The 25,207-nt window shown below is 39.2% G+C and carries 26 protein-coding genes and 1 tRNA gene; 16 read left to right on the forward strand and 11 right to left on the reverse strand.

Annotation, left to right across the window (positions count from 1 at the left end; genetic code table 11):
- The first annotated feature begins 3 nt into the window (after window positions 1–3).
- Both CLV99_RS17275 and CLV99_RS17280 read left to right on the forward strand, forming a co-directional pair.
- On the forward strand, window positions 4–435 hold the full coding sequence (locus tag CLV99_RS17275) for a hotdog fold thioesterase (protein WP_133585758.1): 432 nt from the start codon (window positions 4–6) through the stop codon (window positions 433–435).
- Between the two features lie 215 nt (window positions 436–650).
- Window positions 651–1,943: a sugar MFS transporter gene (locus tag CLV99_RS17280; RefSeq protein ID WP_133585759.1), complete on the forward strand. Its 1,293-nt coding sequence runs from the start codon at window positions 651–653 to the stop codon at window positions 1,941–1,943.
- A 63-nt stretch (window positions 1,944–2,006) separates the two neighbouring features.
- On the opposite strand, the gene CLV99_RS17285 is transcribed toward CLV99_RS17280, so the two are convergent.
- The 7 genes from CLV99_RS17285 to CLV99_RS17315 all read right to left on the reverse strand — a co-directional run bounded on the left by CLV99_RS17285 (window position 2,007) and on the right by CLV99_RS17315 (window position 8,500).
- Entirely contained in the window at window positions 2,007–2,576 is a 570-nt protein-coding gene (locus CLV99_RS17285; protein ID WP_133585760.1) for a 5-formyltetrahydrofolate cyclo-ligase, read from the reverse strand.
- An 87-nt stretch (window positions 2,577–2,663) separates the two neighbouring features.
- Window positions 2,664–3,224: an elongation factor P gene (efp, locus tag CLV99_RS17290; RefSeq protein WP_133585761.1), complete on the reverse strand. Its 561-nt coding sequence runs from the start codon at window positions 3,222–3,224 to the stop codon at window positions 2,664–2,666.
- Window positions 3,225–3,307: 83 nt separating this feature from the next.
- Complete coding sequence (locus CLV99_RS17295) at window positions 3,308–3,928, reverse strand: ABC transporter ATP-binding protein (protein WP_133585762.1); 621 nt, start codon at window positions 3,926–3,928, stop codon at window positions 3,308–3,310.
- 16 nt (window positions 3,929–3,944) lie between these two features.
- Window positions 3,945–4,739 carry an acyl-ACP--UDP-N-acetylglucosamine O-acyltransferase gene (gene lpxA / locus CLV99_RS17300; RefSeq protein ID WP_133585763.1) on the reverse strand — a complete coding sequence of 265 codons (795 nt, stop codon included), beginning with the start codon at window positions 4,737–4,739 and terminating at the stop codon, window positions 3,945–3,947.
- A 17-nt stretch (window positions 4,740–4,756) separates the two neighbouring features.
- Complete coding sequence (locus CLV99_RS17305; RefSeq protein WP_211348579.1) at window positions 4,757–6,148, reverse strand: bifunctional UDP-3-O-[3-hydroxymyristoyl] N-acetylglucosamine deacetylase/3-hydroxyacyl-ACP dehydratase; 1,392 nt, start codon at window positions 6,146–6,148, stop codon at window positions 4,757–4,759.
- 26 nt (window positions 6,149–6,174) lie between these two features.
- Window positions 6,175–7,206 (reverse strand): UDP-3-O-(3-hydroxymyristoyl)glucosamine N-acyltransferase, encoded by a 1,032-nt coding sequence (lpxD, locus tag CLV99_RS17310; protein WP_133585765.1) that lies wholly within the window; start codon window positions 7,204–7,206, stop codon window positions 6,175–6,177.
- A 58-nt stretch (window positions 7,207–7,264) separates the two neighbouring features.
- A complete protein-coding gene (locus tag CLV99_RS17315; protein ID WP_133585766.1) occupies window positions 7,265–8,500 on the reverse strand; it encodes an HD domain-containing protein in 1,236 nt (411 codons plus the stop codon).
- A 261-nt stretch (window positions 8,501–8,761) separates the two neighbouring features.
- Between CLV99_RS17315 and porX the strand changes: the two genes are divergently transcribed.
- From porX to CLV99_RS17345, 6 genes are all read left to right on the forward strand, one after another.
- Window positions 8,762–10,315: a T9SS response regulator signal transducer PorX gene (gene porX, locus CLV99_RS17320; RefSeq protein WP_133585767.1), complete on the forward strand. Its 1,554-nt coding sequence runs from the start codon at window positions 8,762–8,764 to the stop codon at window positions 10,313–10,315.
- Window positions 10,316–10,330: 15 nt separating this feature from the next.
- Complete coding sequence (gene tsaE, locus CLV99_RS17325) at window positions 10,331–10,747, forward strand: tRNA (adenosine(37)-N6)-threonylcarbamoyltransferase complex ATPase subunit type 1 TsaE (protein ID WP_133585768.1); 417 nt, start codon at window positions 10,331–10,333, stop codon at window positions 10,745–10,747.
- 69 nt (window positions 10,748–10,816) lie between these two features.
- Window positions 10,817–11,353 carry an RNA polymerase sigma factor gene (locus CLV99_RS17330; protein ID WP_133585769.1) on the forward strand — a complete coding sequence of 179 codons (537 nt, stop codon included), beginning with the start codon at window positions 10,817–10,819 and terminating at the stop codon, window positions 11,351–11,353.
- A 6-nt stretch (window positions 11,354–11,359) separates the two neighbouring features.
- Window positions 11,360–12,139, forward strand: a complete 780-nt coding sequence (locus tag CLV99_RS17335; RefSeq protein ID WP_133585770.1) for a hypothetical protein — start codon at window positions 11,360–11,362, stop codon at window positions 12,137–12,139.
- A gap of 4 nt (window positions 12,140–12,143) precedes the next feature.
- Entirely contained in the window at window positions 12,144–12,923 is a 780-nt protein-coding gene (locus tag CLV99_RS17340; RefSeq protein WP_133585771.1) for an outer membrane beta-barrel protein, read from the forward strand.
- Between the two features lie 56 nt (window positions 12,924–12,979).
- On the forward strand, window positions 12,980–14,038 hold the full coding sequence (locus CLV99_RS17345) for an ABC transporter ATP-binding protein (RefSeq protein WP_133585772.1): 1,059 nt from the start codon (window positions 12,980–12,982) through the stop codon (window positions 14,036–14,038).
- Window position 14,039: 1 nt separating this feature from the next.
- Here CLV99_RS17345 and CLV99_RS17350 read toward each other — a convergent pair whose 3' ends face one another.
- Complete coding sequence (locus tag CLV99_RS17350) at window positions 14,040–14,903, reverse strand: alpha/beta hydrolase (RefSeq protein ID WP_133585773.1); 864 nt, start codon at window positions 14,901–14,903, stop codon at window positions 14,040–14,042.
- Window positions 14,904–14,915: 12 nt separating this feature from the next.
- Entirely contained in the window at window positions 14,916–16,127 is a 1,212-nt protein-coding gene (locus CLV99_RS17355) for an alanine dehydrogenase (protein WP_133585774.1), read from the reverse strand.
- 132 nt (window positions 16,128–16,259) lie between these two features.
- Here CLV99_RS17355 and CLV99_RS17360 point away from each other — a divergent pair, with 132 nt between their 5' ends.
- From CLV99_RS17360 to ytxJ, 5 genes are all read left to right on the forward strand, one after another.
- The gene (locus CLV99_RS17360) at window positions 16,260–18,179 is read left to right on the forward strand and encodes a polysaccharide biosynthesis protein (RefSeq protein WP_133585775.1); all 1,920 of its coding nucleotides are present in this window, start codon (window positions 16,260–16,262) and stop codon (window positions 18,177–18,179) included.
- 94 nt (window positions 18,180–18,273) lie between these two features.
- Window positions 18,274–18,930, forward strand: coding sequence for a tetratricopeptide repeat protein (locus CLV99_RS17365; RefSeq protein ID WP_133585776.1), 657 nt, complete (start codon window positions 18,274–18,276; stop codon window positions 18,928–18,930).
- Between the two features lie 76 nt (window positions 18,931–19,006).
- Complete coding sequence (gene ribH / locus CLV99_RS17370) at window positions 19,007–19,495, forward strand: 6,7-dimethyl-8-ribityllumazine synthase (RefSeq protein ID WP_133585777.1); 489 nt, start codon at window positions 19,007–19,009, stop codon at window positions 19,493–19,495.
- Between the two features lie 174 nt (window positions 19,496–19,669).
- Window positions 19,670–20,392 carry a hypothetical protein gene (locus CLV99_RS17375; protein WP_133585778.1) on the forward strand — a complete coding sequence of 241 codons (723 nt, stop codon included), beginning with the start codon at window positions 19,670–19,672 and terminating at the stop codon, window positions 20,390–20,392.
- Window positions 20,393–20,403: 11 nt separating this feature from the next.
- Entirely contained in the window at window positions 20,404–20,733 is a 330-nt protein-coding gene (gene ytxJ, locus CLV99_RS17380; protein ID WP_133585779.1) for a bacillithiol system redox-active protein YtxJ, read from the forward strand.
- Here the strand turns inward: ytxJ and CLV99_RS17385 are convergent.
- On the reverse strand, window positions 20,723–23,212 hold the full coding sequence (locus CLV99_RS17385; protein WP_133585780.1) for a beta-N-acetylhexosaminidase: 2,490 nt from the start codon (window positions 23,210–23,212) through the stop codon (window positions 20,723–20,725). The two genes, ytxJ and CLV99_RS17385, sit on opposite strands and share 11 nt — an antisense overlap.
- Before the next feature lie 114 nt (window positions 23,213–23,326).
- On the opposite strand from CLV99_RS17385, the gene CLV99_RS17390 reads away from it, so the two are divergent.
- Window positions 23,327–23,398 (forward strand) — tRNA-Glu (locus CLV99_RS17390).
- A gap of 46 nt (window positions 23,399–23,444) precedes the next feature.
- Here the strand turns inward: CLV99_RS17390 and CLV99_RS17395 are convergent.
- On the reverse strand, window positions 23,445–24,239 hold the full coding sequence (locus tag CLV99_RS17395) for a M90 family metallopeptidase (protein WP_133585781.1): 795 nt from the start codon (window positions 24,237–24,239) through the stop codon (window positions 23,445–23,447).
- Between the two features lie 49 nt (window positions 24,240–24,288).
- Here CLV99_RS17395 and CLV99_RS17400 point away from each other — a divergent pair, with 49 nt between their 5' ends.
- On the forward strand, window positions 24,289–24,801 hold the full coding sequence (locus CLV99_RS17400) for a CD225/dispanin family protein (protein WP_133585782.1): 513 nt from the start codon (window positions 24,289–24,291) through the stop codon (window positions 24,799–24,801).
- Window positions 24,801–25,187 (forward strand): DUF2752 domain-containing protein, encoded by a 387-nt coding sequence (locus tag CLV99_RS17405; protein WP_133585783.1) that lies wholly within the window; start codon window positions 24,801–24,803, stop codon window positions 25,185–25,187. Before CLV99_RS17400 ends, CLV99_RS17405 begins: the two co-directional genes overlap by 1 nt.
- Window positions 25,188–25,207: the final 20 nt, after the last annotated feature.

Below are 25,207 nucleotides of genomic sequence, written 5' to 3' on the forward strand. Positions count from 1 at the left end.
GACATGATTTGGTTTAGAACATACACGTTAGAAGAGGTCAACAACATATTTGATAAATACATGACCAAATTGTTGGAAGTAAAAGCCATTGAAATTCATGACGACAGCATTGTAGCCACAATGCCTATTACTGACAACGTACGTCAGCCTTTCGGCATATTACACGGAGGAGCTTCGGTAGTATTGGCAGAGTCTATTGGTAGCGTGGCCTCAAACCTGATTATTGATACCGACAAATATGCTGGCGTTGGCCTAGACATCAATGCAAACCACGTCCGCTCGGCATCCGAAGGCTTACTCAGAGCTGTTTGTGCGCCAGTACATATTGGTAAGACCACTCATGTATGGGACATCAAAATGTACGATGACAAGGGCTATTTAATTTGTATTTCAAGACTTACGGTAGCTATTATTGAAAAATCAAGAGTAATGTAAAACATTTTCAACCTTAAATTGTAGTAATACTATATACCATCATTTATTGGTTATATGATACGGTTTAGGTTTATAGAGAGACGTCGCCCATCGAAGTCTCTCTATTTTTATACTACTGCAACCGTTTGCTTGAGATATTTCTCTTCTTTAAATGAATAAATTTTATTAGTCTTGTAGTTAGAAAAAACTTAAACTTTACAAAATATAATCAATCAATGGATTCTAAAAACCTAAACGCTCAAAATGGTCAATCTACAGTTGGCCCAATGATAATCATCGGAGCTCTTTTTTTTATTTTCGGTTTTGTCACATGGCTCAATTCGCTTTTGATTCCCTACCTGCGTATTGCATGTGAACTGACAGAAGTTCAATCGTATTTCGTAACCTTTGCCTTCTACATTGCCTACCTAGTTATGGCACCGGTTTCTACTTGGGTACTTGACAAATACGGTTTCAAAAAGGGAATGTCTATCTCTTTAGGCATCATGGCCATAGGAGCATTATTATTTATACCAGCCGCATTTTCACGTACCTATGTCATATTCTTACTTGGCTTGTTTATTATGGGAGGAGGTTTAGCTATACTTCAGACAGCATCAAATCCCTATATTACCATAATAGGCCCTGTTGAAACAGCAGCGAAACGTATCAGTATCATGGGTATCTGTAATAAATTTGCAGGCGCTGCAGCTCCAGTTATACTCGGATTGTTCCTAAATCTAGGCGAGGCTGATAAAATAACAAAACAAGTTGACTCCATGAGTCCGACCGAATACGCCGCGGCATTAGACCAAGTAGCCTTACAGGTAGTTAACCCTTATATAGGTATTGTTATCGTTTTGATTGTACTATCAATCTGGATTTCAAAAGCAAACCTTCCAGAGGTAAAAGGAGACGAAGAAGAAACAGCAGACCATCACACTGTCTCAGAGGACAAGAAAAGCATCTGGAGCTTCCCCCATGTTATCTTAGGATTTATCACTTTATTCCTATATGTAGGGGTTGAGGTATTAGCAGGAGATACCATTATTGCTTATGGCGTTTCTCAAGGAGTGAGCCTAGAAGACGCTAAATTCTTTACAGGTTTCACTATGGGAGCCATGGTAGTAGGTTATATCATAGGTATTATATGTATCCCAAAATACCTAAGCCAAGAGAATGCATTAAAACTATGTGCACTTTTAGGCATCAGCTTTACCGTTGCAATCGTATTCACATCAGGGATGACCTCTTTACTATTTGTTGCTCTATTGGGTCTAGCCAACTCGCTGATATGGCCAGCGATATGGCCTCTAGCGCTCAAAGGCGTAGGCAAGTTTACAAGTGCTGCTTCTGGTTTATTAGTGATGGGTATAGCAGGTGGAGCTATTATCCCCCTAATCTATGGACAAATTGCACATGCCATTGGTTCACATCAAGCATACTGGATAGCATTACCTTGTTATCTATTCATACTGTATTACGCTATTTCCGGTCACAAAGCAGGAAAAAAGAATGTAACACATTAGTCAGTAAACACACCGCATCAAGCAAAACGGCATTGGGATACCCCAATGCCGTTTTGCTTGATGCTAAAAGCGATACAATGCTGTAGGGCTAATGCAATATTTCAACCTAATATCCCAAATACCAACATCAGTTATCTCTGCTACAGGCTCATAATAACTTAGACCAATAGTAGCAATATCTGGTCTGCACCGAGCCAAAAAGCGATCGTAAAATCCCTTACCATATCCGACTCTATTTCCTAGAGTATCCACGACCAACAAAGGAACAAGCACGACATCCAGTGCAGACTCTTCGACCATGACACCCCCTACAGGCTCCAAAACACCCCATTTATTAGCTTCAAAAACAGTATGCTCGTCCCATAAGTAATGAACCATCTCGTGGCTTTCAAAATCAGATCTTGACACCACAAACCGCACATCCGGTCGATTCTCTTGTATCCATTCTTTAAATCTTAAGGTATCTGGCTCTCTAAATTGCTGTATGGGTAAATAGATGTGTATATAAGTCGATTTAGACCAATCCATGGTTTTCAAAGTAGTGAAAAGAGCTTCCTCAAAGGCAGCCTGAGTATCGTCATTAAGTGCCAGTCGTCTTGCTTTATACAATAAACGTAGTTCTCTCTTGGTCATGCGCGCTGTAATTTGTAAATCAAAAAAAACGGCCTTGCAGCTGAGCGCTTACAAGACCGAATAATCAACCTAAACCTAAAATCTTTATTATTTTACACGCTCGATATAATCACCGCTTTGTGTATCAACTTTCACTTTATCTCCCTCATTAATAAAAAGAGGAACATTAATCTCTACTCCTGTTTCCACCGTTGCTTTCTTCAAAGCATTCGTAGATGTATCTCCTTTTACCGCAGGTTCCGTATATGTAATCTCTAGCTCGACACTCTTTGGCGTTTGGGCCATAATGGGTTCTTCACTTTCAAAGGCTACAATAACATTCATACCTTCTTTCAAAAACCGTGCCGACTCACCAAACAAGAACTTAGGAATATTAAACTGTTCGTAGCTGGCATTGTCCATAACCACGTAAAAATCTCCATCTTCGTATAGATATTGATAATCATTTGTTTCTACACGAGCTATTTCCACAGTCTCGTCTACACGAAAACGGTATTCTACCAACTTACCAGTTTTCACATTACGCATTCTAGCTTGATAGAATGCACGTAAGTTACCTGGTGTACGGTGTATATATTCTTCTACAGCAACTAGTTCGCCGTTAAAACGCAAAATATTTCCTGATTTTACTTCTGAAGCTTTAGCCATTGGAATTGTAGTTTTTATTTTCTGCTACAAACTTAGACAAAATGCCTTGCATGTACAAGACCTAGTCATTCGATAAATTCAGTTTATTTATAGTTTACTATAGAAAGGAAAGAGTCGCAGAAGGCATATTCTTTCTCTTGATTCGAACCGATAATAAGCACCCTATCTGGGCGGGATGTTTTATGAACGAGATCTAAGTACCAGGCCTCCCCTTCCAAATCCATATTACTGGTCGGCTCATCCAAAAAAAGTAAATTAGAGTCGCTACAACAAGCCAAAGCCAACTTGACACGTTGCTTCATGCCTGACGAGAAATATTTGAGTTCCTTACTACGGGATTTGCCTAGGCCTAAGAGATCTACAACGACATCCTTGTCGAAACCAGCAAGGTAACTTTTAAATTTAAAATGAAAATCTAAAAGCTCATTCAGTGTAAACTCCTCAACAAGTTCAATATAGGGTGCAGCAATAGAAACATGGCTGTAGACCTGCTCGATTGGAATCGCAACACCCGCTATAGAAAAGTCGAGTGTACCCTCGCTAGGTGCGAGTTGCCCAGTCAACGTCTTAATCAACGTTGACTTACCTGAGCCATTCGGTCCTAAAATTGCATATTTTTGATTGGAAGAGAAGGTATAATCAATTCTCCGAAAAATCCACTCTTGATTAAACCTTCTCCCTAAATTATGTAAAGTTATATTCAATAATCAATCTGTTTAATTAAACACCAGTTTTACCTTGATTAAATCCTCGAACAACGCCACGATTAGAATTACGTACAAAAGCTAAGATTTCATCCCTAAGCTCTGTCGCTTCAAACTCCGCTTCGACCAAATCCAATGCCTTCGAGAGGTTCCTGTTTTGAACGAATAACACACGATAGATATTCTGAATCTCTGCAATCTGTTCAGATGTGTACCCCCTTCTTCTCAGGCCTACAGAATTGACTCCTGCATATGAAATAGGTTCACGAGCTGCTTTTATAAATGGAGGTACATCCTTACGGACCAACGTACCACCAGTAACAAAGGCATGCGAACCGATCTGACAGAATTGATGAACAGCAACTAATCCTGCGAGGACGACATAATCCCCAACAGTGATATGTCCAGCCAATGTGCTTGAATTAGAGAAGATACAATTATCTCCAATAATACAATCATGTGCAATATGACTGTAGGCTTGAATCAAACAATTTTTTCCTATCACGGTTTTATATCGGTCGCGTGTTCCCCTGTTAATGGTAACACATTCACGAATCGTTGTATTATCTCCAATCTCTGCGGTCGTAATCTCTCCTTCAAACTTTAAATCTTGAGGTTCTCCGGAAATAACCGCTCCAGGAAATATCTTGCAATTCTTACCGATCCGAGCACCATCCATGATAGTAACATTCGAACCTATCCAAGTACCTTCACCGATTACAACATCTTTGTGGATGGTACTAAAAGGTTCTATGACTACATTTGAAGCTATTTTAGCATCAGGATGTATATATGACAACGGTTGTATCATTTATTTAAATTATTGTCTTACTTAACTTTTATAATCTGTGCCATCAGTTCCGCCTCACAGACAATCTTCTCACCGACCATCCCGACTCCCTTCATACGGGCAATCCCCCGACGAATAGGCTCCATCAACTCGCAACTGTAAATAATAGTATCGCCAGGAACGACTTGATTTTTAAACCGTGCACTCTCTATTTTCAAGAACAATGTTAACCAGTTTTCTGGGTCCGGTACGGTATTGAGAACCAATATACCACCAGTCTGTGCCATTCCCTCTATTCGCAATACTCCCGGAAAAATAGGCATCCCTGGAAAGTGCCCCATGAATAAATCCTCATTCATAGTGACATTTTTCAAACCTACGACATGTGTATCAGAAAGTTCCAATATCTTATCGATCATCAAAAACGGTTGACGATGTGGCAAAATATTCATAATCTGAACTGTGTCGTACACAGGTGTAGCATGAATATCATACGTATTTATTTTCTTCTTCGCCTTATCTCTCTTAATCTGATTCTTAATACGTTTAGCAAAAGCGACATTGGCCGCATGCCCTGGTCTCGCAGCCATGATATGCCCTTTCAAAGGACGCCCAACTAATGCCAAATCACCTATCATATCTAATAATTTGTGGCGTGCCGGCTCGTTCTGATACCTTAACTGGATATTATCTAAAATACCTTCATCAGCAACAGTAACCTTTTTATTAAACAAATTCTGCAATTTATCTAATTCTTCGGTACTAACCTCTTTATCCACTATAACGATCGCATTAGACAAATCGCCACCCTTGATTAAATTATTATTTACAAGAGCCTCTAATTCATGTAGAAAACAAAAAGTACGAGATGAGGAAATCTCTTTCTCAAACTCATCTATTTGACTTATCGAAGCATGTTGACTACCCAAGACCGGAGAATTGAAATCGATCATACAAGTCAGTCGATAGCCATCCAAAGGCATACCTACGATTTCAACTTTACGGTCTCCATCTACATAATGTATATTCTCTTTGATTTCATAGAAGTCACGGTCTGCATCTTGATCTACAAAGCCTATCTCTTTTAATTTTTGTAAGAAAATAGTCGAACTTCCATCCAAGATAGGGACTTCCGGCCCATTCAGGTCAATCAGGACATTATCAATCTGAAGACCAATTAATGCTGCCATCAAATGCTCTATTGTACTCACTGAGGCTCCATTCTCAGAGATAGTAGTCCCTCTAGATGTATCAGTTACATTATCAGCATCAACAGATACAACAGGCTGTCCATCTAAATCGATACGTCTAAATTTGAACCAATGATTCTCAGGAGCCGGCTTTAGAGTTAAGGTAACAGATGTACCAGTATGCAAGCCTACACCAGAAATAGTTAATTCAGATTTAATAGTCCGTTGCTTCGCGTTCATTTCCTCCATACTTATGGCTATTGGTTTTATTGTTTTTCTTTAAGTTTTTGTTCCAGTTCAGCTATTCTCTTTTCTAAGCTAGGTAGCTTTGAAAAAACCACCTGCGAACGAAGATGACTGGTATAAGGGGCAAATGGAGTACCGCCCCATTTCATATTTTCCTCTTTAATACTTTTATTAATTCCGGACTGTGCCTGAATCTGCGTTCCATTGGCAATAGTAATATGCCCAACCAACCCAACTTGTCCACCCAAAATCACATTGCTACCTACTTTTGTACTACCTGAAATACCTGTTTGAGCAGCTACAACAGTATTCTCTCCAATTTCAACATTATGCGCTACTTGAATCAAATTATCTAACTTCACCCCTCTACGGACCACTGTAGATCCCATTGTCGCTCTATCCACTACAGTATTTGATCCGATTTCTACATTATCTTCGATTATCACATTACCGATTTGAGGCACCTTATCATAAGTCCCATCAGGTTGTGGAGCGAACCCAAACCCATCGCTACCGATGACCACTCCCGAATGTAAAGTCACATTAGCACCGATTACACAATCATAATAAACAGTAACTCCTGGAAACAATACACAATCATCTCCGATGGTAACATTATCGCCAATGTAAACACGTGGATATATTTTCACATCATTCCCTATCTTCACCTCACGTCCTATATATGCAAAAGCACCTATATATCCCCTCTCACCAATCTGTGCCGTATCATGTACATATACCTGTTCATCTCTCCCAGAACGATCGTTACGCAGCGAATGATAAATCTTGAGTAATTCTGAAAACGCAGTATAAGCGTCACTAACCCGTATTAGGGTACAGTTGACGGCCTTTTGCAAAACTAAACTTTGGTTGACAATAACAACCGCAGATTTAGTCGTATATATAAAGTGTTCATATTTAGGATTAGACAGAAACGATAACGTTTCGGCAGACCCCTCCTCAATTTTTGCCAATTGAGAAACAGAAACATTAGGATTCCCCTCTATTGTTCCGTTTAGTAATGTTGCTATTTGTTCAGCTGTAAATTGCATTTAACTACAAATGTATCTTTTTTTCCCAATTTGTTTCCAACTTTTTTATTCCGAAGGCCTATTCCACAGCCCTCAATTCTTTCGGATAAGTCAACGCATACTTTACTACACGTCTAGACAAAGCCTCCAAATTCGATAAATCAGAAGCCTCTGCGATCTCCATCAGCTCCCCCCGATTGTTTAAAATCTTAATCGGTTCTTTTTCGGCATTATATGCAGAATTTTGTACTTCTTGATGATAGACTAGATAATCAACGTCACCATCTTCCAACTGAAAGTGTTGTTTAGCCTTTCTTTTCACATTATCGATCTCTTCCTGTTCAAAACAGTAAGATCTCATCTCTGTAACAAAAAGATTTCGACGTAATAGACGCTGACACAGCATCCGTAATACAAAATCACCATGTGATTCCCACGCCTTTATCGCTGATAAGATATCAGTATCATCCAGTTTTGTAAACCAGTCTAAATGGGCTGGGTCTTTTACAAAAGAAACCGCATCCAGCTGCCCGTACAAAAAATGAGCAAACGCGGGAGATGCGGAAAGCACCTCTCCCTTCTGACACAACATCCTAGCTCTTTTTAATATTTTAATCAACATTTGCTCGGCCGCAATCACAGTTTTATGCAAATAAACCTGCCAGTACATCAGACGACGAGCAATCAAAAACTTCTCTACAGAATAAATACCTTTTGCCTCAACCACAAGTTCGTCATCTTTTACAGAAAGCATTTTGATAATGCGATCAAAAGATATTACACCTTCAGATACCCCAGTAAAGAAGCTATCTCTATTCAGATAATCCATACGATCGGTATCCAACTGCCCGGAAACCAATTGATGCAAAAATTTTCTAGGGTATTGATTATTGAATATAATAATAGCTAAGGATAAGCGATTATCAAACTCCTTATTTAGACGATCCATCAAAAGAGCAGAAATCATTTCATGTGAAACGCCTTCAATCAACGAGTGCTCCAATGAATGGCTGAAAGGGCCATGACCAATATCATGCAACAAAATAGCAGCTAAGGCTGCTTCCTCTTCTTCTACACTAATAGCCACATCTTTACTCCTCAATGTATCTATCGCTAATTGCATGAGGTGCATTGCTCCTATAACGTGCTGAAAACGGGTATGCAATGCGCCAGGATATACCATATGCGTCATACTGACTTGCTTGATATACCGAAGACGTTGTAAATAGGAATGCTCAATTAAATCAAAAATCAATCCTGACGGAATTGTAACAAAGCCGTAAACAGGATCATTAATGATTTTTTTCTTGTTCAATCCCACTAATCTTTAAGAGTTTTCGTAATTTTATACTTGTCGAATAAAAACGACAAGCGCACCATCTAAGATAAGCGCAAAGATACACACAATGCCGTTAATTAATGTTAAAAAATAGCGTTTTATCCCGATTCTAATTAGGTTAGTTTCAAATATAAGTTTATATTGACAATTAACTTTTCTACTTACTCAAATTCTGCTAATCTTATTGGGTGTTTTTCTTGATATAGGGCAGCAACTATCAACATAGTACAAGACAAAATGGCAAAAACACATATACTTTGGGCGGATGATGAAATTGAATTTCTAAAACCTCATATCCTTCTGCTCGAAGAAAGAGGATTTAAAGTACATACGGTGAACAATGGGAATGATGCTGTGGATGCCTTCAAACAAGAGCCCTTTGACCTCGTTTTTTTAGACGAAAACATGCCAGGTCTAACTGGATTAGAAACACTCAGTATCCTTAAAGCTATTAATCCGACCACCCCAACGATATTAGTTACCAAGAATGAAGAAGAGCATCTCATGGAAGATGCTATAGGAGCCAAGATTGATGACTATCTGATTAAGCCGGTCAACCCCAAACAGATTCTATTGACTATAAAAAAGTTCACGGAAAATAAGCGAATCGTCAGCGAAAAAACATCCATGGCCTATCAGCAGGAATTTAGAAACTTAGGCATGATTATCAATAATGACCTATCTTTTGAAGAATGGACTGAAGCTTATAAAAAACTAATCTACTGGGAACTCTCCTTAGGTAAACTGGAAGACGATAGCATGCATGAGATATTGACGATGCAAAAAGCAGACGCAAATGCTACATTTTCTAAATTTATAGAGAACAACTATTTGAAATGGATGAAAAATCCAGAAAGTAGCCCTACCCTCTCTCATCAATTATTCAGAAAAAAAGTATTCCCAAATCTCCAACCAGACAAACCAACTTTTTTCTTTTTAATAGACAATTTACGCTACGACCAGTGGAAAGTAATCAACGATGTTATCACCGACTATTTCCGACTTGAAGAAGAAGACTACTACTACAGCATATTGCCAACCGCAACCCAATATGCCCGTAATGCTATATTCAGCGGTCTCACCCCATTGGAAATGGAAAAACGATTTCCAGACCTTTGGCAAAATGACGAAGATGAAGGTGGCAAAAACATGCATGAAGACAAGTTCTTGGCCGATCAGATAAAACGTCTCTACAGACGGGAAATCAAACACAGCTACACAAAAGTGCTCACTCTCGATCAAGGAAAAGAGGTCATCGATAACATCAGCAACTATATGCAGAATGACCTAAACGTACTCGTTTATAACTTCGTAGACATGCTTTCACATGCCCGCACCGACATGGCAATGATCAGGGAACTGGCCAATGATGAGGCTGCATATCGTTCACTCACTCTATCTTGGTTTGAGCACTCCCCACTACTCGAGGTATTAAAATGGTTATCACAGAAAAAAGTCAAGGTTATCATCACAACCGACCATGGCACGATTCAAGTAAAAAAACCGAGCAAAGTTGTAGGCTATAGGAATACAAACACCAACCTTCGATACAAACAGGGAAAAAACCTCAATTATATTGAGAAGGATGTTTTCACTATTCGTAATCCCCATGATGCTCAATTACCTAAACTACATGTAAGCTCTACATTTGTTTTTGCAAAGGAAGAGATATACTTTGTCTATCCTAACAATTATAATCAATTTGTGAACTACTATAACGGCACATTCCAACATGGAGGAATCTCCTTAGAAGAAATGATTATCCCATATGCTACTTATATCCCAAAATAGGTATTTTTGTCTATTATGGAAATCAATGTAAAAGACTTAACGGAATTAGGCGGAGCTGCAGCCCAAATCATCAAAAGTTATCCTCAAAATCGGATATTTCTTTTTTACGGAGCAATGGGAGCAGGGAAAACAACCTTAATAAACGAACTATGTCAACAGCTCGGCGTAAAAGACCATACTTCCAGCCCCACGTTTTCTATCGTAAACGAATACGCTTCTGACCATGGTCCAATTTTCCATTTCGACTTCTACAGATTAAAATCAGAAGCTGAAGCTTTTGACTTTGGTTACGAAGAATATTTTTACTCTGGAAATTACTGCTTTGTTGAGTGGCCTGAAAAAATACCCAATTTGCTACCACATGACGCCATTAAGATCACGATTACAGTACCAGACTTTCAATCACGCATAATAGCTATTGAGAAAAATTAATTTTTTTTCTCTAACTCGTGCAACCTTTCTTGGCGTCATCTCGTCTTCCTATTAACTAACATCAATTAATTGGAAAATAGCACTCTAAATATAATATGGCAAGCTTGCAAAAAGCAAGACAGAAAGGCTCAAGCTGCATTATATGATTATTTTTCAAAGAAAATGTTGGCCGTATGCATGCGATATGCAAACACGACACTTGAAGCAGAAGATATACTGCAGAACGGCTTTGTAAATGTTTTCACCAAACATCATCTATATGATGGAAAAGGTTCACTAGAGGGGTGGGTCAAAAGGATCATGATTAATGTAGCTATCGAAACACATCGAAAAAACAGAGGGAGAGTTACAGAATCCATTGACGACAATGAGTCCCTACAACTAATAAGCCATATTAATGCTGATCAGACCGCCTACAAGGATTTAATGACACTGGTTCAGCAACTACCTACGGGTTATAGAACTATTTTCAACCTCTATGCCATAGAAGGTTATTCACATAAAGAAATAGCAGAAATGATGGAGATCTCAGAAGGAAATTCAAAATCTCAACTTTCCAGAGCTAGACAATGGTTGCAAAGTAAATTGGTAAAATTAACGTACTAACTCATCATGAAAGAAGAAGACATCGACAAGTTGTTTCACAACGCTTTTCATGAAGCAGAAGAAACACCAAGCAACAACATCTGGAAACAGATTGAAAAAAAACTAGATGAACACAGGTTGCCGGTTCAGATTACACCTCGAAGGTATACTTGGATAAAGTACGCAGCTGCTGCACTCATACTAATGGGCACTACTCTTATTTTATTAAGAACAAACTATAAAACAGAGCTGTCTTCTTCTACAGTGGAAGAGACAGACATAATAGCAGAAGCCACAAGAAATAACGGAGCAATAACGGAACCTATCGAGCAAACAACACCTTTAGCAAGCGAAGGAATAGATCGCCATTACGTCAAGCCTAATCTCTCCCAGCAAATTACTGCTACAGAACGGATAAAGCTAATAAGCGACAAATTGGATAAAACAGCACAGTCACAGCGAAAGAACATTGATCTAGTAACTAATTGTCTAGAAGAAACTAAGCCCATATTAGCAAACATTAAAGATATCCAACAGATTAATATAACAGACATCCCTGTACGACAGGTCACAGAAATGGAAGCAATAAAACCGCTGATAGATCTAGATGAGGATACAGAAAGTATGTATGCACAAGCTCCACATGAAACAGCAAATAAAAACATAGTAACAACAATACTGAATACCATATCAGAAAAGATCGAGGTAAGCCCCACAAAGGATGTTCGATTCCGTACAGACGAAGAAGGTTCCTTCCGTATTGACATAATTAATTCACTAGTCAGAAACCGTAATAAAAAAAAATAGAACGATGAAAGCATGCACTCTTAAGTGTGGACTTTTGGGATTAGTCTTCACCTCATTAACATTATCCCCAGCTCGAGGGCAAGAGCATTCCGAACGCCGCGAAAAAGACCTAGATATCAGTATCGGTATCAAAGATGAACCGAACAAAACCAAATATCCCAGAACATTTGGCGGATTAACATTCACACGTATTGATTGGGGATTCTCTCGCATAATGGACGATGGGAAGTTCACCCTTTCGGAGGAGAACGACTTTCTAGCCTATAAAAAAGCGTCCAACTTTGGTTTTGATATCCTTCAATTTGGAGTCCGTCTCAATGACAACTTCAAAACCTACCTATCAGCGGGATTCGAATGGAACTACTTACGTCTGAAGAAGAACATTCAATTGGAAGAAGATACACAATCGCTGTCCTATAAAGAGATAGACCCCAATGAGATTAACTACAGTAAGAACGTACTTACTTCAACCTACCTTAGGCTCCCTCTTTCTGTGGAATGGCGTAGTGCCCAGAACAGCAAAGGAGACCGCGTCAAAGTAGCTTTTGGTGCAATGACGGGAATCTTACTAAAAGGTAGCCAAAGACTGAAAAGCAAAGAACAGGGAAAACAAACATTTAAGGACAACTTCAACCTCGCAAGCTTTCAATATGGACCTTTTGTACGTGTAGGCTATGACTGCCTTGGTATTTTTGCTAAATACTATGTTAATGATGTCTTTGAAAATAGTCCTGATCAAAAAGGTTTAAATAATTTCACCTTTGGGCTGACCCTAGGTTTTTAGCCCTTAATCGAAAAATATCACTACTTTTATGCCGAAATCACATTTCGGCATTTTTTATGGCTCATTCTAAATCTTCTTGTCAATATATTCCTTCTGATACACAAAAAACGGACGTCTCTCTAATTTATGGAAGAGATATCAGTAGCGTATTTGAAAGCAAAGAACGCGTGGTAGCAGTAGATCATGTCGATTTTGATATTGAACAGGGTAAAATAACAGCCATCATAGGCGAGTCTGGAAGTGGGAAAAGCACTTTATTAAAATTGATTTATGGCTTACTCGAACCTTTTTCGGGAGAAGTACGGTATAAAGGCTGGCTGGTCCCCACACGCAAAGACAAGCTCATACCAGGCCATGACGCCATGAAACTGGTCTCTCAGGGTTTTGAAGATTTAAACCTATATGCAAAAGTTTGGGATAATATAGCTTCCCAATTGCCCAACACTAACCTAGACTACAAAAAGTCGAGAACAGAAGAGATGTTGGTACGCTTAAAAATAAATCACCTTGCCCAACAGCGTGTTGCAGACCTCAGTGGGGGCGAACGTCAACGGGTGGCAATAGCACGCGCATTGATCAATGACCCCAAAGTATTATTAATGGATGAACCTTTCAATCAGGTAGATGCAGCCTTTAGAGACGACTTACAACAAGACATACGGCAAATTGTAGAAGAGCTAGGCCTTACGGTAATACTAGTCTCGCACGATCCAGCGGAAGTGTTAGCTATGGCCGACAGTCTAATCGTCATGAAAGCCGGTAAGATTGTAGACCTAGGTTCTCCAGAAACACTTTATTATACCCCGCAAAACCCATATACGGCACTCCTACTTGCAAAAAGCAATATACTCACCCCCGAACAAGCAGATACAATAGGCTTAAAAACGACTCAATCTATTGCAGTGCACCAGGAGTGGATTGAAGTTACCGCATCTTCCGACAGTACATTACGGATAAAAAACATTCGATTCAGAGGATTCTACAAAGAATATGTAATAGGTGATGACAATCTATCAGTACATGCTATTGTAAACACAGCATCCCCGCTTCCGACAGGCACCAAGGTAAAACTAGACATAAAGAAACATATTACCTTTACATCAACGAATCTATAGCTTAAGGCTGCCCCTCAAGCCACTGTAGCATATCAGCAAACCAATCGCCTTCTTGCTTTTTGTTGACCATACCAAATCCATGCCCCCCCACTTTATACTCGTATAAATGGTTTGGTATTTCAAAGCGAGTCAACGCTTCCTGATAGCGTAAACTATTAGCTATCGGCACAGCCACGTCGTCTTCGGCATGAACAAGATAAGTTATCGGTGTATTCCTATTGACATTATTCTCATTAGAAAATCTGAACACATCAGCATCGTCAAAAACTGGCCCAATCAGGTGCTTCTTCGACCCTTGGTGCGTGACTCCTGCAGTCATTGTGATTACAGGATAGACTAAAACCGAAAAATCAGGCCTCAAATTCACTTCCTCCTTCGTTCCAATATAGGATGTATCAAAATGAGTCGATAACGTAGACGCTAAATGCCCCCCAGCCGAAAACCCTAAAACTCCGACCTGAAGTACATCTATACCGTATGTGCCCCCATTTGATCGGATATGAGCAAGAGCTGTTTGTGCATCTTGTATCGGAGCAATCCGTTTGTCCAGCATCTGGCTATCTACAGGCAATCTATAGCGCAGGACGAAGGAGGCATACCCCAGAGTCTTCAAGCGCTTCGCGACGTCATGCCCTTCATGCCCAATAGCTACACGAGCGTACCCTCCTCCCGGAATAATTAGAAACACCTTGGAGTGGGATTGGACCTCCGGTTTATAAAAATATAATTCAGGAATGTTATCTCCTAAATCAACCCCTTCTCTTAAATTCAGAATCCCATTTGGGTAGAATGGAACCTTCTCCTGTCCCATCGCAAGACCAATCATCGTTACTAGAAAAAATATAAATACACAATTTCGCCCCATTACCAAGAAATCTTATTGATTCACAACTATCATTAAGCTTAAGTCCTTATAAGGAATATTAAACTTATCCGCCATATCCTTGTTTGTCAGACTTCCTTGATATAGGTACACTGCATTACGCACACCAGCATGCCCCCAAATTAAATTACTCACGCCCCCATAATCCGCAATCTGCAAAAGAATAGGTGTAAATATATTAGTCAGGGCATAAGTTGCTGTACGTGCTACCCGAGACGCTATATTAGGAACACAGTAATGTATTACCTCATATTTTTTAAAAACAGGCTTATCGTGCGACGTTATCTCAGAAGTTTCAAAACAACCACCCTGATCTATAGAAACATCGATCAAGACAGAATTTGGCTTCATCTTAGAAACTGTTTCCTCTGAAATAATACACGGAGAACGTCCATTTTTCGCTCTTAAAGCTCCAATTACAACATCACAGGAAAGAATTGCTTTGTTCAAAATAATAGGTTGTATCACCGATGTAAAGACTCTTGCTCCTACGTTGTTCTGCAACCTACGTAATCGAAAGACTGAACTGTCAAAAACTTTGACCTGCGCCCCCAATGCTATAGCTGTCCGTGCAGCAAATTCTCCTACTGTCCCCGCACCAATGATAACAATCTCTGTGGGAGGCACTCCCGTTACCCCTCCTAACATCAAGCCCTTGCCCTCAAAAACATTTGATAAATACTCTGCAGCAATCAGAATCGAAGTAGCCCCCACAATCTCGCTCATAGCCCGCACAACGGTAAGGTGGCCACCTTCGTCCTGCAGATACTCATACGACAATGCTGTAATCTGCTTCTTCATCATCGCTTTTAAAACCTGTAGATCCATTAATGAAGGCTGCTGCGAGGATAATAAAATCTGCTTATTCTTCATTAAGGCTATCTCCTCAAGAGTAGGACTTGCAATCTTGATAATGATATCCGCTTTAAAGATTCGCTCTTTTTCATACACAATCTGTGCGCCCTGTTCGCTATAATGATGATCTAGAAAATTAGAGGCTTTTCCCGCTCCGCTCTCTATCAGAACCTCATGCCCATGCTCCACCAACAATGCTACAGACAATGGGGTCAATGCAATCCTATTCTCCTGAAAAACAATCTCCTTTGGAATACCGATGATAAGTTTACACGATGAACTCTCAACTGCTTTATAAGCTTCTTGAGTCTGCCCAAACACATCTGGCGAAATCCTAGTCATATTACCCATCTCAAACTAATTAGTGGAGTAAATATAAATATATTAGAGTAAGTTTCAATCATTTAACGGCACAAAAACAATAAAGGTAAAACTGTTATATTTTTCTGCTACATTTGTAAGAATCACCACGTAAGATTATAAATGAAATTATTCAGAGTCATCAATCATGTCAAGATTGTCCCTAGATGGATAATCTTTTCGTTAGACCTGTTCGTTGCTGCAATAACTTTTTTGACAGCATTTGCTCTTTTTCATAATTTCCAATTTCACAACGTTTCGCCAAATGACTTTGCCACACAATTCCTACTCTGTATAGGAGCTACGGCGATATCGTTTTCCATTTTTAGACTTTATTCGGGTATTGTACGATACACCAGCGCAGCAGATTCAATTAGAATTCTCTCCACGATATTATTTACGATAATTATTCTTTTCGCCCTCAAACTATTCGGCTTGGCATTTAGGGCACCAAAGTTTATAGATAGTCGACTTATTATTATCTATTCGCTTTTTCTGTTTGCAGGACTGATTACCTACAGAACATCGATCAAAATATTTTTTCAGTATTCGAAAACAGCTCGAAAAATCAAGAAGAACACCTTAGTATTTGGTGCTGGAGAACTCGGTATCGCAGTTAAAAGGACTTTTGACCATGATTTGACATCCAATAAGATTATTGTAGGTTATCTCGATGATAACCCTTCAAAAATCGGAAAATCAATAGATGGCGTTAAAATATTCGGATCAGAAGAACTAACCAAAGTAATCTATAAATGTGCGGTAGATGAACTAATCATCGCCACACCGTCTATACCTCCGGATAAAAAATCAGAAGTAATCGAGATTTGTCTGGAACATAATGTATCTGTACTAACGCTGCCTCCAATCAAGAAAATAATGAACGGAGATCTAACAGTCAACCAGATAAAAAATGTTAGAATAGAAGATCTTTTAGACCGTTCCACCATTAAGTTGGAAAACGAAAGTGTACTCGAACAATTAAGTGGCAAACGTATACTTGTAACCGGAGCCGCAGGCTCTATTGGTAGTGAAATAGCAAAGCAACTCGGTCAATATAATCCGCAGATGATCGTCCTGTGTGACCAGGCAGAATCTCCATTGCACAACCTACAGCTTGACCTTCAAGAAAACTTTAAAGACCAGCTTTTTCATACTTTCATTGCTGATGTCAAAAGTAGGGAACGGATGAAAATATTGTTCGAAACCTTCAGACCACATATTGTTTACCATGCTGCAGCCTACAAACACGTGCCGATGATGGAAAACCATCCTATTGAGGGAGTAAAAAACAATGTTTTTGGAACAATGAACCTGGCTAATCTTTCGGTAGAATTTAATGTACAGAAATTTGTCTTTGTATCCACAGATAAAGCGGTCAACCCAACGAATGTCATGGGAGCAACCAAACGTATCGCGGAGATATATGTGCAGTCTTTAAATAGCAAAATATTAAAAGAAAACAAAACAGGGACAAAGTTTATTACCACGAGATTTGGTAATGTACTTGGCTCTAATGGCTCGGTAATCCCTCGATTCAGAGAACAAATCGAAAAAGGAGGACCAGTGACAGTAACTCACCCGGAGATAACACGCTATTTTATGACGATCCCCGAAGCATGTCAATTGGTCATCGAAGCAGGGAGTATGGGACAAGGAGGTGAAATATTCGTTTTTGACATGGGTAAATCCGTTAAAATTGTTGATTTGGCCCAAAAAATGATCAAATTATCAGGTTATATCCCTAATCAAGATATAGAAATCAAATTTACAGGTTTACGTCCTGGTGAGAAGCTCTATGAAGAATTACTCAACGATTTAGAGAATACACTCCCTACCCACCATCAAAAAATTATGATTGCTAAAGTCAGGGACAATGATTTTGCCATCATATCTATTCAGTTGGAAAAACTGTTAGAGATTACAAACTCGCAGCACAACACGAATATAGTGAGACAAATGAAGGTTATAGTTCCAGAATTCAAGAGTCAAAATTCAGAATATGAACTATTGGACAAGCAACAGGAGATTCCTTCCTCTTAAGAGGCAATAAATTAGCATTTTATAACAACAAAGTATTGCAAATATTTAATAAAAGTGTATTTTTGCGTTCCGTATAATTATTTAAAATAAACTAATGTCAACGAATATCAATTCAACCGAGAAAAAAGGTTCATTTTTTCAAGACAACCAAAAGAGTGTGATTTTTATCCTAGGAGGGATCATTGTATTGATTTTATTATACATAGGATATCAAAAGTTTTATCTCGCTCCGCGTGCTGAAAAAGCTGCAGACGCCATGTATAAAGCAGAGGAATATGCATTAATTGACTCTTTACAGAAAAAAGCTATTGATGGAGATGGTACATTTTTAGGATTCAAAGAAATAGCTGACGAGTACTCAAACACTCCATCTGCAAATATCGCGAACGCCTATTTGGGTAGCCTATATTTACGTCAACAAAACTTCCAAGAAGCGATCAAGTATCTTAAAAAGTACGCAGATACAGGTAGTGAAATATTAGACCCATTAGTAATTGGATTGATTGGTGATTCTTATTCGGAAAGCCACGACTACAAAAATGCTGCTGACTATTACAAGAAAGCTGCTGACAAGTCGAAAAACTCATATACAACACCTTTGTTCCTTAAAAAATTAGGTTTAGTCTATGAACAACTAAATGAGAACAAACAAGCAGAAGAGGCCTATTCTAAAATTAAAACGGAATATCCCGAAAGTGCTGAAGCTTCTACAATTGATGGGCCATTAGCTCGTGTACAAGCAAAACAATAATATTTATAAGTAAACACATAACATACGAAAAGGCTGCTATTAGGCAGCCTTTTTGATTAAAAAGGAGGGTTTCACCATGTCAAGTAGCTTAAAGAACTTATCAGATTTCTCACATCTACAGGTAAAAAGTGCGGAAGGAATAAAATTCGCAATTGTTGTAGCACAATGGAATGCAGAGATTACAGGTGCATTGCTAGCAGGAGCAGTAGACGGTCTCCTTAAAAATGGAGCTAGCGAAGATAATATTCAAGTGATTGAAGTCCCAGGTAGTTACGAATTGATTTCAGGAGCTGACATTGCTCTTCGCAACAAACAATTCGGAGCCGTAATCTGTCTAGGCTGTGTCATACAAGGTGAAACACGTCACTTTGACTTTATCTGTGACGCTGTAGCCAATGGAATAGCGAATGTTAGCATCAAGCACAATAAACCAGTCATTTTTGGCGTATTAACTACAGACAACATGCAACAAGCCCTAGACAGAGCCGGAGGCAAACATGGCAATAAAGGTGAAGAAGCTGCAATTACAGCTATTCAAATGTGCCATATAGCCAACGCATTCTAGTTGGTATTGTTTTTGATATCTTTTTAATATGAACAGGAAGTTAATCTTTTTGAGTTGTTTAATTATTGCTACAACTATTTTATCATCTTGTGGTACACAATCAACCTGTGCTGCATACAATACCTACCCTAAGAAAAAGCATAGAACGAGATAATAGCTATAAACCATAGTGATATGAAACACGTTGAATTTAGAGCTTTTTTTATCGGATTGACTCTTTTCTTAAACTTGGGCAGTTTAAACGCCCAAGAACAAAAAAACGGAAAAGATTTAATCCAAATGTCAATAGGAGAAGCTAATAAATGGGCAAATACACGCTATTTACTCTATTCTGTCGTTGGCCCATCCAATAACTCTGGAATGGGCAATGAAAGGTCATTTCTTATCGATAAGAAAACCGGAGATTGCCGTTTTGAGGGAACCAATAAAAACAACGAAAGCCTTGTACTTTTATTTAACTACAAGACCAAAAAGGTAAAACGGTATTTTGTTAACACAGAAGAGAGCAAAGAAAACCCCAATAGCATCATGGATAATATCCTTGGCCAGTTTTTCAAAGATACCCAGATTCTCTTTTTACCCGCATTTCTTAGTGATAGTCCATCCAGCATAACAGACGTCTCTCAAAAGGTCATCAACACGGATAAACTCAATGTCATTTCATTTACCAATATGCCCACCTTGGGGGATGATAACGTAAATGGTAAGATTACGCTGACCAACAAAGGCGACATCAAATCCATTTCTGTAGGCAACATAGAATACAAGACTTCTGCAATCAAAGATATCGGCGAGGGTATACTACTCCCCACGGTATTCGAAAACCATTCCAGTTACCGATTTCAGATAGTAGCCGCATTCACTGACGTGGAAACAGGAAAATTCACCAACATCTAAAAAGACAGCGAATGATTTGGAAAGACATTAAATCGATAGATACAATTCAGGATATATACAGATCCAATGACATTTATATCCTATTCAAACATAGCACACGCTGCCCTGTAAGTTCGATGGCCAAACGTAACCTCGAGCATGATAAAAACCTTATTCCCGAGGATACAGTTATATATTATCTGGATCTAATCGCACACCGAGACATTTCAAATGCTATAGCTGAGCTTTGGAAGGTAAGACATGAGTCTCCGCAACTACTTATTGTGCAAGGAGACACATGCCTTTATAATGTCTCGCATTCCGATATCGAAATGCAAGACATTATCCCATTTATTTCTTAAAGTAAGAGACTTGCCCCAGTCTTCCCTCGGTATCAACGACTGCAAAGGCTAAGACTTGACCAGCACGATAGAAAACCGGCGTATTCGCCTCATAGCGCTCACTATTTAATGTAGGCAAGGAACCATCCGAAGTATAATAAATAGAGAAACCTGGATACTCGACATTAGCAAATACTTTTCCTTTGATCTCCTTGAGTCCGACACCAGGGAGTCTGAACTTGACCTGTTCAGCAATCTTTGGCAGCTCATCCGTTCCCACTTTGATAATAAACTTAGCGTAATCGTTCTCCAAAAGTTTCAGATCAAACTTAGCTTCATTTTCATACGGTCTTTTATCTGACCATGCGCGTTCCGCCAATGCAAAAAAGCGAGGAAAAACCAAATAATCCATCTGTTCCTCATTCAATACAGTCTCTGCCCATAGTCCACCCTTTATACCTAAAAAGTTTGCCTTCCCTTTCTCAGTCAATCGTACACGCTGACTGAATCCCTTTTTACCCAACTTCTTCCCACTGTAATAGGTATCAATATTTGCAAAGTAATCTTCTGGTAATAAGGAATAGGAATGGAACAAGTCTGCATAGGTAGCCCATTTAAGTCCCGGTTCTGTAAAATTAGTATTCCACATCATGTCAAAATACATATTGGATGCGCTGATAAGTACCGTCTGATATCCTGCATTCGCTAAACGGTATGCCAGATCTTCCTGTCCACCTCCGATTACATTATTCCAGACATCCACTTGTATATTTGACTTGTTTCGAAGCTCAGGATTCACGACCATCCCCTGCCCCTTATTCACCATACCAATCTCTTCCCACCCCGCCATATCCAGTCCTTTAGCCAAACAGATTGCATTAACCCGTTCTATATAATAAGGCCATACTTCGTGCGGTGACTTCATTCCTTCTCTTTGCATCAAGGCATCAATCTTTGGAGACTTTGTCCATACTCCATTAGGCACCTCATCCCCTCCGATAGAAATCTTTTTGAAAGGAATATTCGCCTCCTTATACATCGCTATAAACTCGTCAATTACCTTCTCTAAGAAGGCATAAGTAGAAGGCAACGCAGGATTTATAACATTATCGCCAAAATTCTGCACAGAATTATATTCCGAACGGTCTTCTAGATCATACAATAGATACTTCTCGGCTTCTTCTCTCTCTCCCGCAGCCATCAATCGCTCGTACCGAGCGTGCATCGCTTTGATAGCAGCTCTAGCATGCCCAGGCGTCTCTATTTCGGGGATTACGACGATATTACGATCATGTGCGTATTTTAGGATCTCTATAAAATCAGTCCTTGTCAAGAACTTGCCAGAAACAGAATTTCCGCCCGAACCATAAGCAGGCTCTAAAGAGCGACCATTACTGAACAGAGGAGACCTTACGGCACCAACTGCTGTCAATTCAGGAAGCGAAGGTATCTCTATCCGCCAGCCCTCGTCGTCAATAAAATGGAAGTGGAAAACATTCAGCTTATACCGAGCCATTAAATCCAAATATTTGAAAATAGTAGTCTTATCCTTAAAATTTCGTGCGATATCCATCATGAAACCTCTATAAGCATACCGAGGCTCATCCTCTACCTGAACAAAAGGTAGCTTCAGTACGGCTTTAGCAAAATACATATCAGGGCTCAACATCGACACCAACGATTGTAACGCATATTGTACGCCAGCATCCGAACTAGATTCAATCCTTATTCCTTCTTTGCCTACAGAAAGCCTATAAGCTTCATTCTTAAGACCTTCAACCCGTTTAATAACCAGCTGTGCGCTTTCCTCTTTCGTAGGGGACAATTGCAGATTACGAATAGCGGGAATATTACCTAGAACATCTAGTTTAACATCAAACTCATTAGAGACAAAGTAATCTAATTGGGATAAAATTGTATAGCTTCCGTTGCCCATTTTCATCGTGCTAGGTGTTGGGAAAATCAATGGCAAAGCAGCTTTCTTATTTAATCGAGCATTTCGTTCAAAAAGAGATTCATTAAAACCATTTTGAATCTCCGCAGTCGTTGTAATAGGGGTGTATGACACATTACGCACTGGATAGTAAATACTCTTATCTGTCCGACTTTGAAAATAAAACCCATTAGGCATTGTAGACAAGTTAGAAATTGCATACTTAGTAGTATACACCATTACCAACGAATCATTAGGCGCTAAGTTACTTTCGGCAAACTGTAGCTTGAATAAATTCCCCCGTTGATCAGAAAAAGAATACTGAGCTGTAGTCTTGTCGACAACAGGATACATGGCATTAAACCATAAGTCCCATTTACTCAGATCCAAATAGTTATTAGAAGTATTTTTCACGATCAATGTCAGATCCAATTGGTCTTTTCCATTATAATTAATATCAGGGACCCATTTCACCTGCACTTGGTCAGCGATAGATGACGCTTGTGCAAGCGCATGTTGAGCCGTTAAGGCACCTAAAAGTGCTCCAAATAAAACGATATATCTCATTTTTAAGTTTTTGATTGACTTCTAAAAATAAGAATTGAAATTCATTAAAAAAAATGAATATTTTGTTTGGAGTAATAATAATTAATCCTATATTTGCACACCGAAACAAATAAAGGCCCGTTCGTCTAGGGGTTAGGACGCCAGATTTTCATTCTGGAAACAGGGGTTCGATTCCCCTACGGGCTACAAAAGGTTGAAATTCTAGAATTTCAACCTTTTTTTTGTCCTAAAATCAAACCTCTAATCTTCTATTATAGATTTTATCAAGTAGAGCGAACAGTTCTGGATGCTCATCCTGTAGTTTCTTTGGCTTCTTAAAGAAATACTCAGATAGCACAGCTAAAAACTCTGCTTCATTTGTACCTGCGTAGGTCCTAATATCAGAATCTCCTTCCCGTATCTCCCGTATGGTTCGGTTCATTTCCTTCATCCAGGGATCAATCAGCTCCTTGGGGATAAGGTATTCAGGGACACCGTCTACTACACCATCCGCTTTATCAATAAGGTGAACAAACTCGTGAACTGCCGTATTCCCATCGACATACCTGTCAAACCCTCCCCGCAAAGCGGGCAGAGATAAAACCATCTTTCGATTCATAGCCCCAGAGCCAACCATTCCCGCCACATTCTTACTATCAGATTGTGTGTCGAATCGCTCATCAAAATAATCTGGATACACAATGACCTCCTCTAGATTTTCATAAGCCCAAGTCTCAAAGTGAAGTAAAGGAATCGTAGCGCTTGCAGCAATCAATACCTTATCACAATCCGTCACTATTGCTCCCTTCTCCCCTGATATCTTAACTTTTCTCAAGAAATATTGTACACGTTCTTTAAATACACTTCTTTCCACATCGGACAAATTTAGGTAAAATCTTATTTTATCTAATAAAATGCCCTCTATAAAAGCATCTGGCAATTCGGTATACACATTTCTCCGCTTCCCATTAACACGCTTGAATGTATAAAAAATCAAAATAATACCCACGAAAAAAATTAAACCAGTAACAAAGTAGGGATTGTACATATTTCACATTTATGTTTTATCTTAGTAAGATACTAAGATAAAACACGCTATGCCAACAAAAAGTTATCATTACTCAGATGGAAAAAACTCTTTCGGTCCACTCACACTCGAAGAACTTCGAACGAAACAGATTGGCCCGAATACACTTATATGGACTGAGGATTTGGTAACCTGGACAAAAGCTCAAGATGTACCTGAGCTAAAAGATCTCTTCGTTAATTCAGTTCCTCCCGCCATTCCAACATCCATGTCAGGAGAATCCACAGTACAGCCCTCCTTCACCACAGATAGGACAGCAAATACAAACTACCTAAGACCTCCAAAAACATATCTCGTCGAAAGCATAATTACAACAATAATATGCTGCTGGATATTTGGAATACCAGCTATAGTATATGCATCACGGGTAGAGAAGAAGTTCTATGCTGGAGACCTTGCGGGAGCGGAGAGTGATTCAAAAAATGCTAAAAAATGGATTATTATTAACATAGTAGCCTGTGGTCTCGTGTGGTTACTTACCCTAGGTCTATTTGGATTAGGGTTCCTTACTTCAGCATTTTAATGAAACTAAGCAAAAGACAAGCATTTCTTTTCTTGTATCCTCTTGCACTAGGAGCAGCTGCTTTAATTTACAAATACTTCAACCCATTAGAACACGTATTGTTTCCAAAGTGTCCTATAAAGGCTATTACGGGATTAGATTGTCCAGGCTGTGGAGGACAGCGGGCAACCCATTTCTTGCTAAACGGAGACCTTAAACATGCTTTCTTAGAGAACCCTATGCTGTTCCTCCTTGTCCCATATTTAATTGTTGGATTTTACCTACAGCTCACACCGGAACCAACCGGTCAGGAGCTGAGATTACGCAGGGTTCTATATGGACAGAATGCACTAATAATCCTGGGGATAATCTTGCTCATGTTCACTGTTCTTCGAAATATCATTTAATAAAGGAATGCAGGTATGTA

The sequence above is a fragment of the Sphingobacterium yanglingense genome, from assembly GCF_004363245.1.
Classification (GTDB): Bacteria; Bacteroidota; Bacteroidia; order Sphingobacteriales; family Sphingobacteriaceae; genus Sphingobacterium; species Sphingobacterium yanglingense.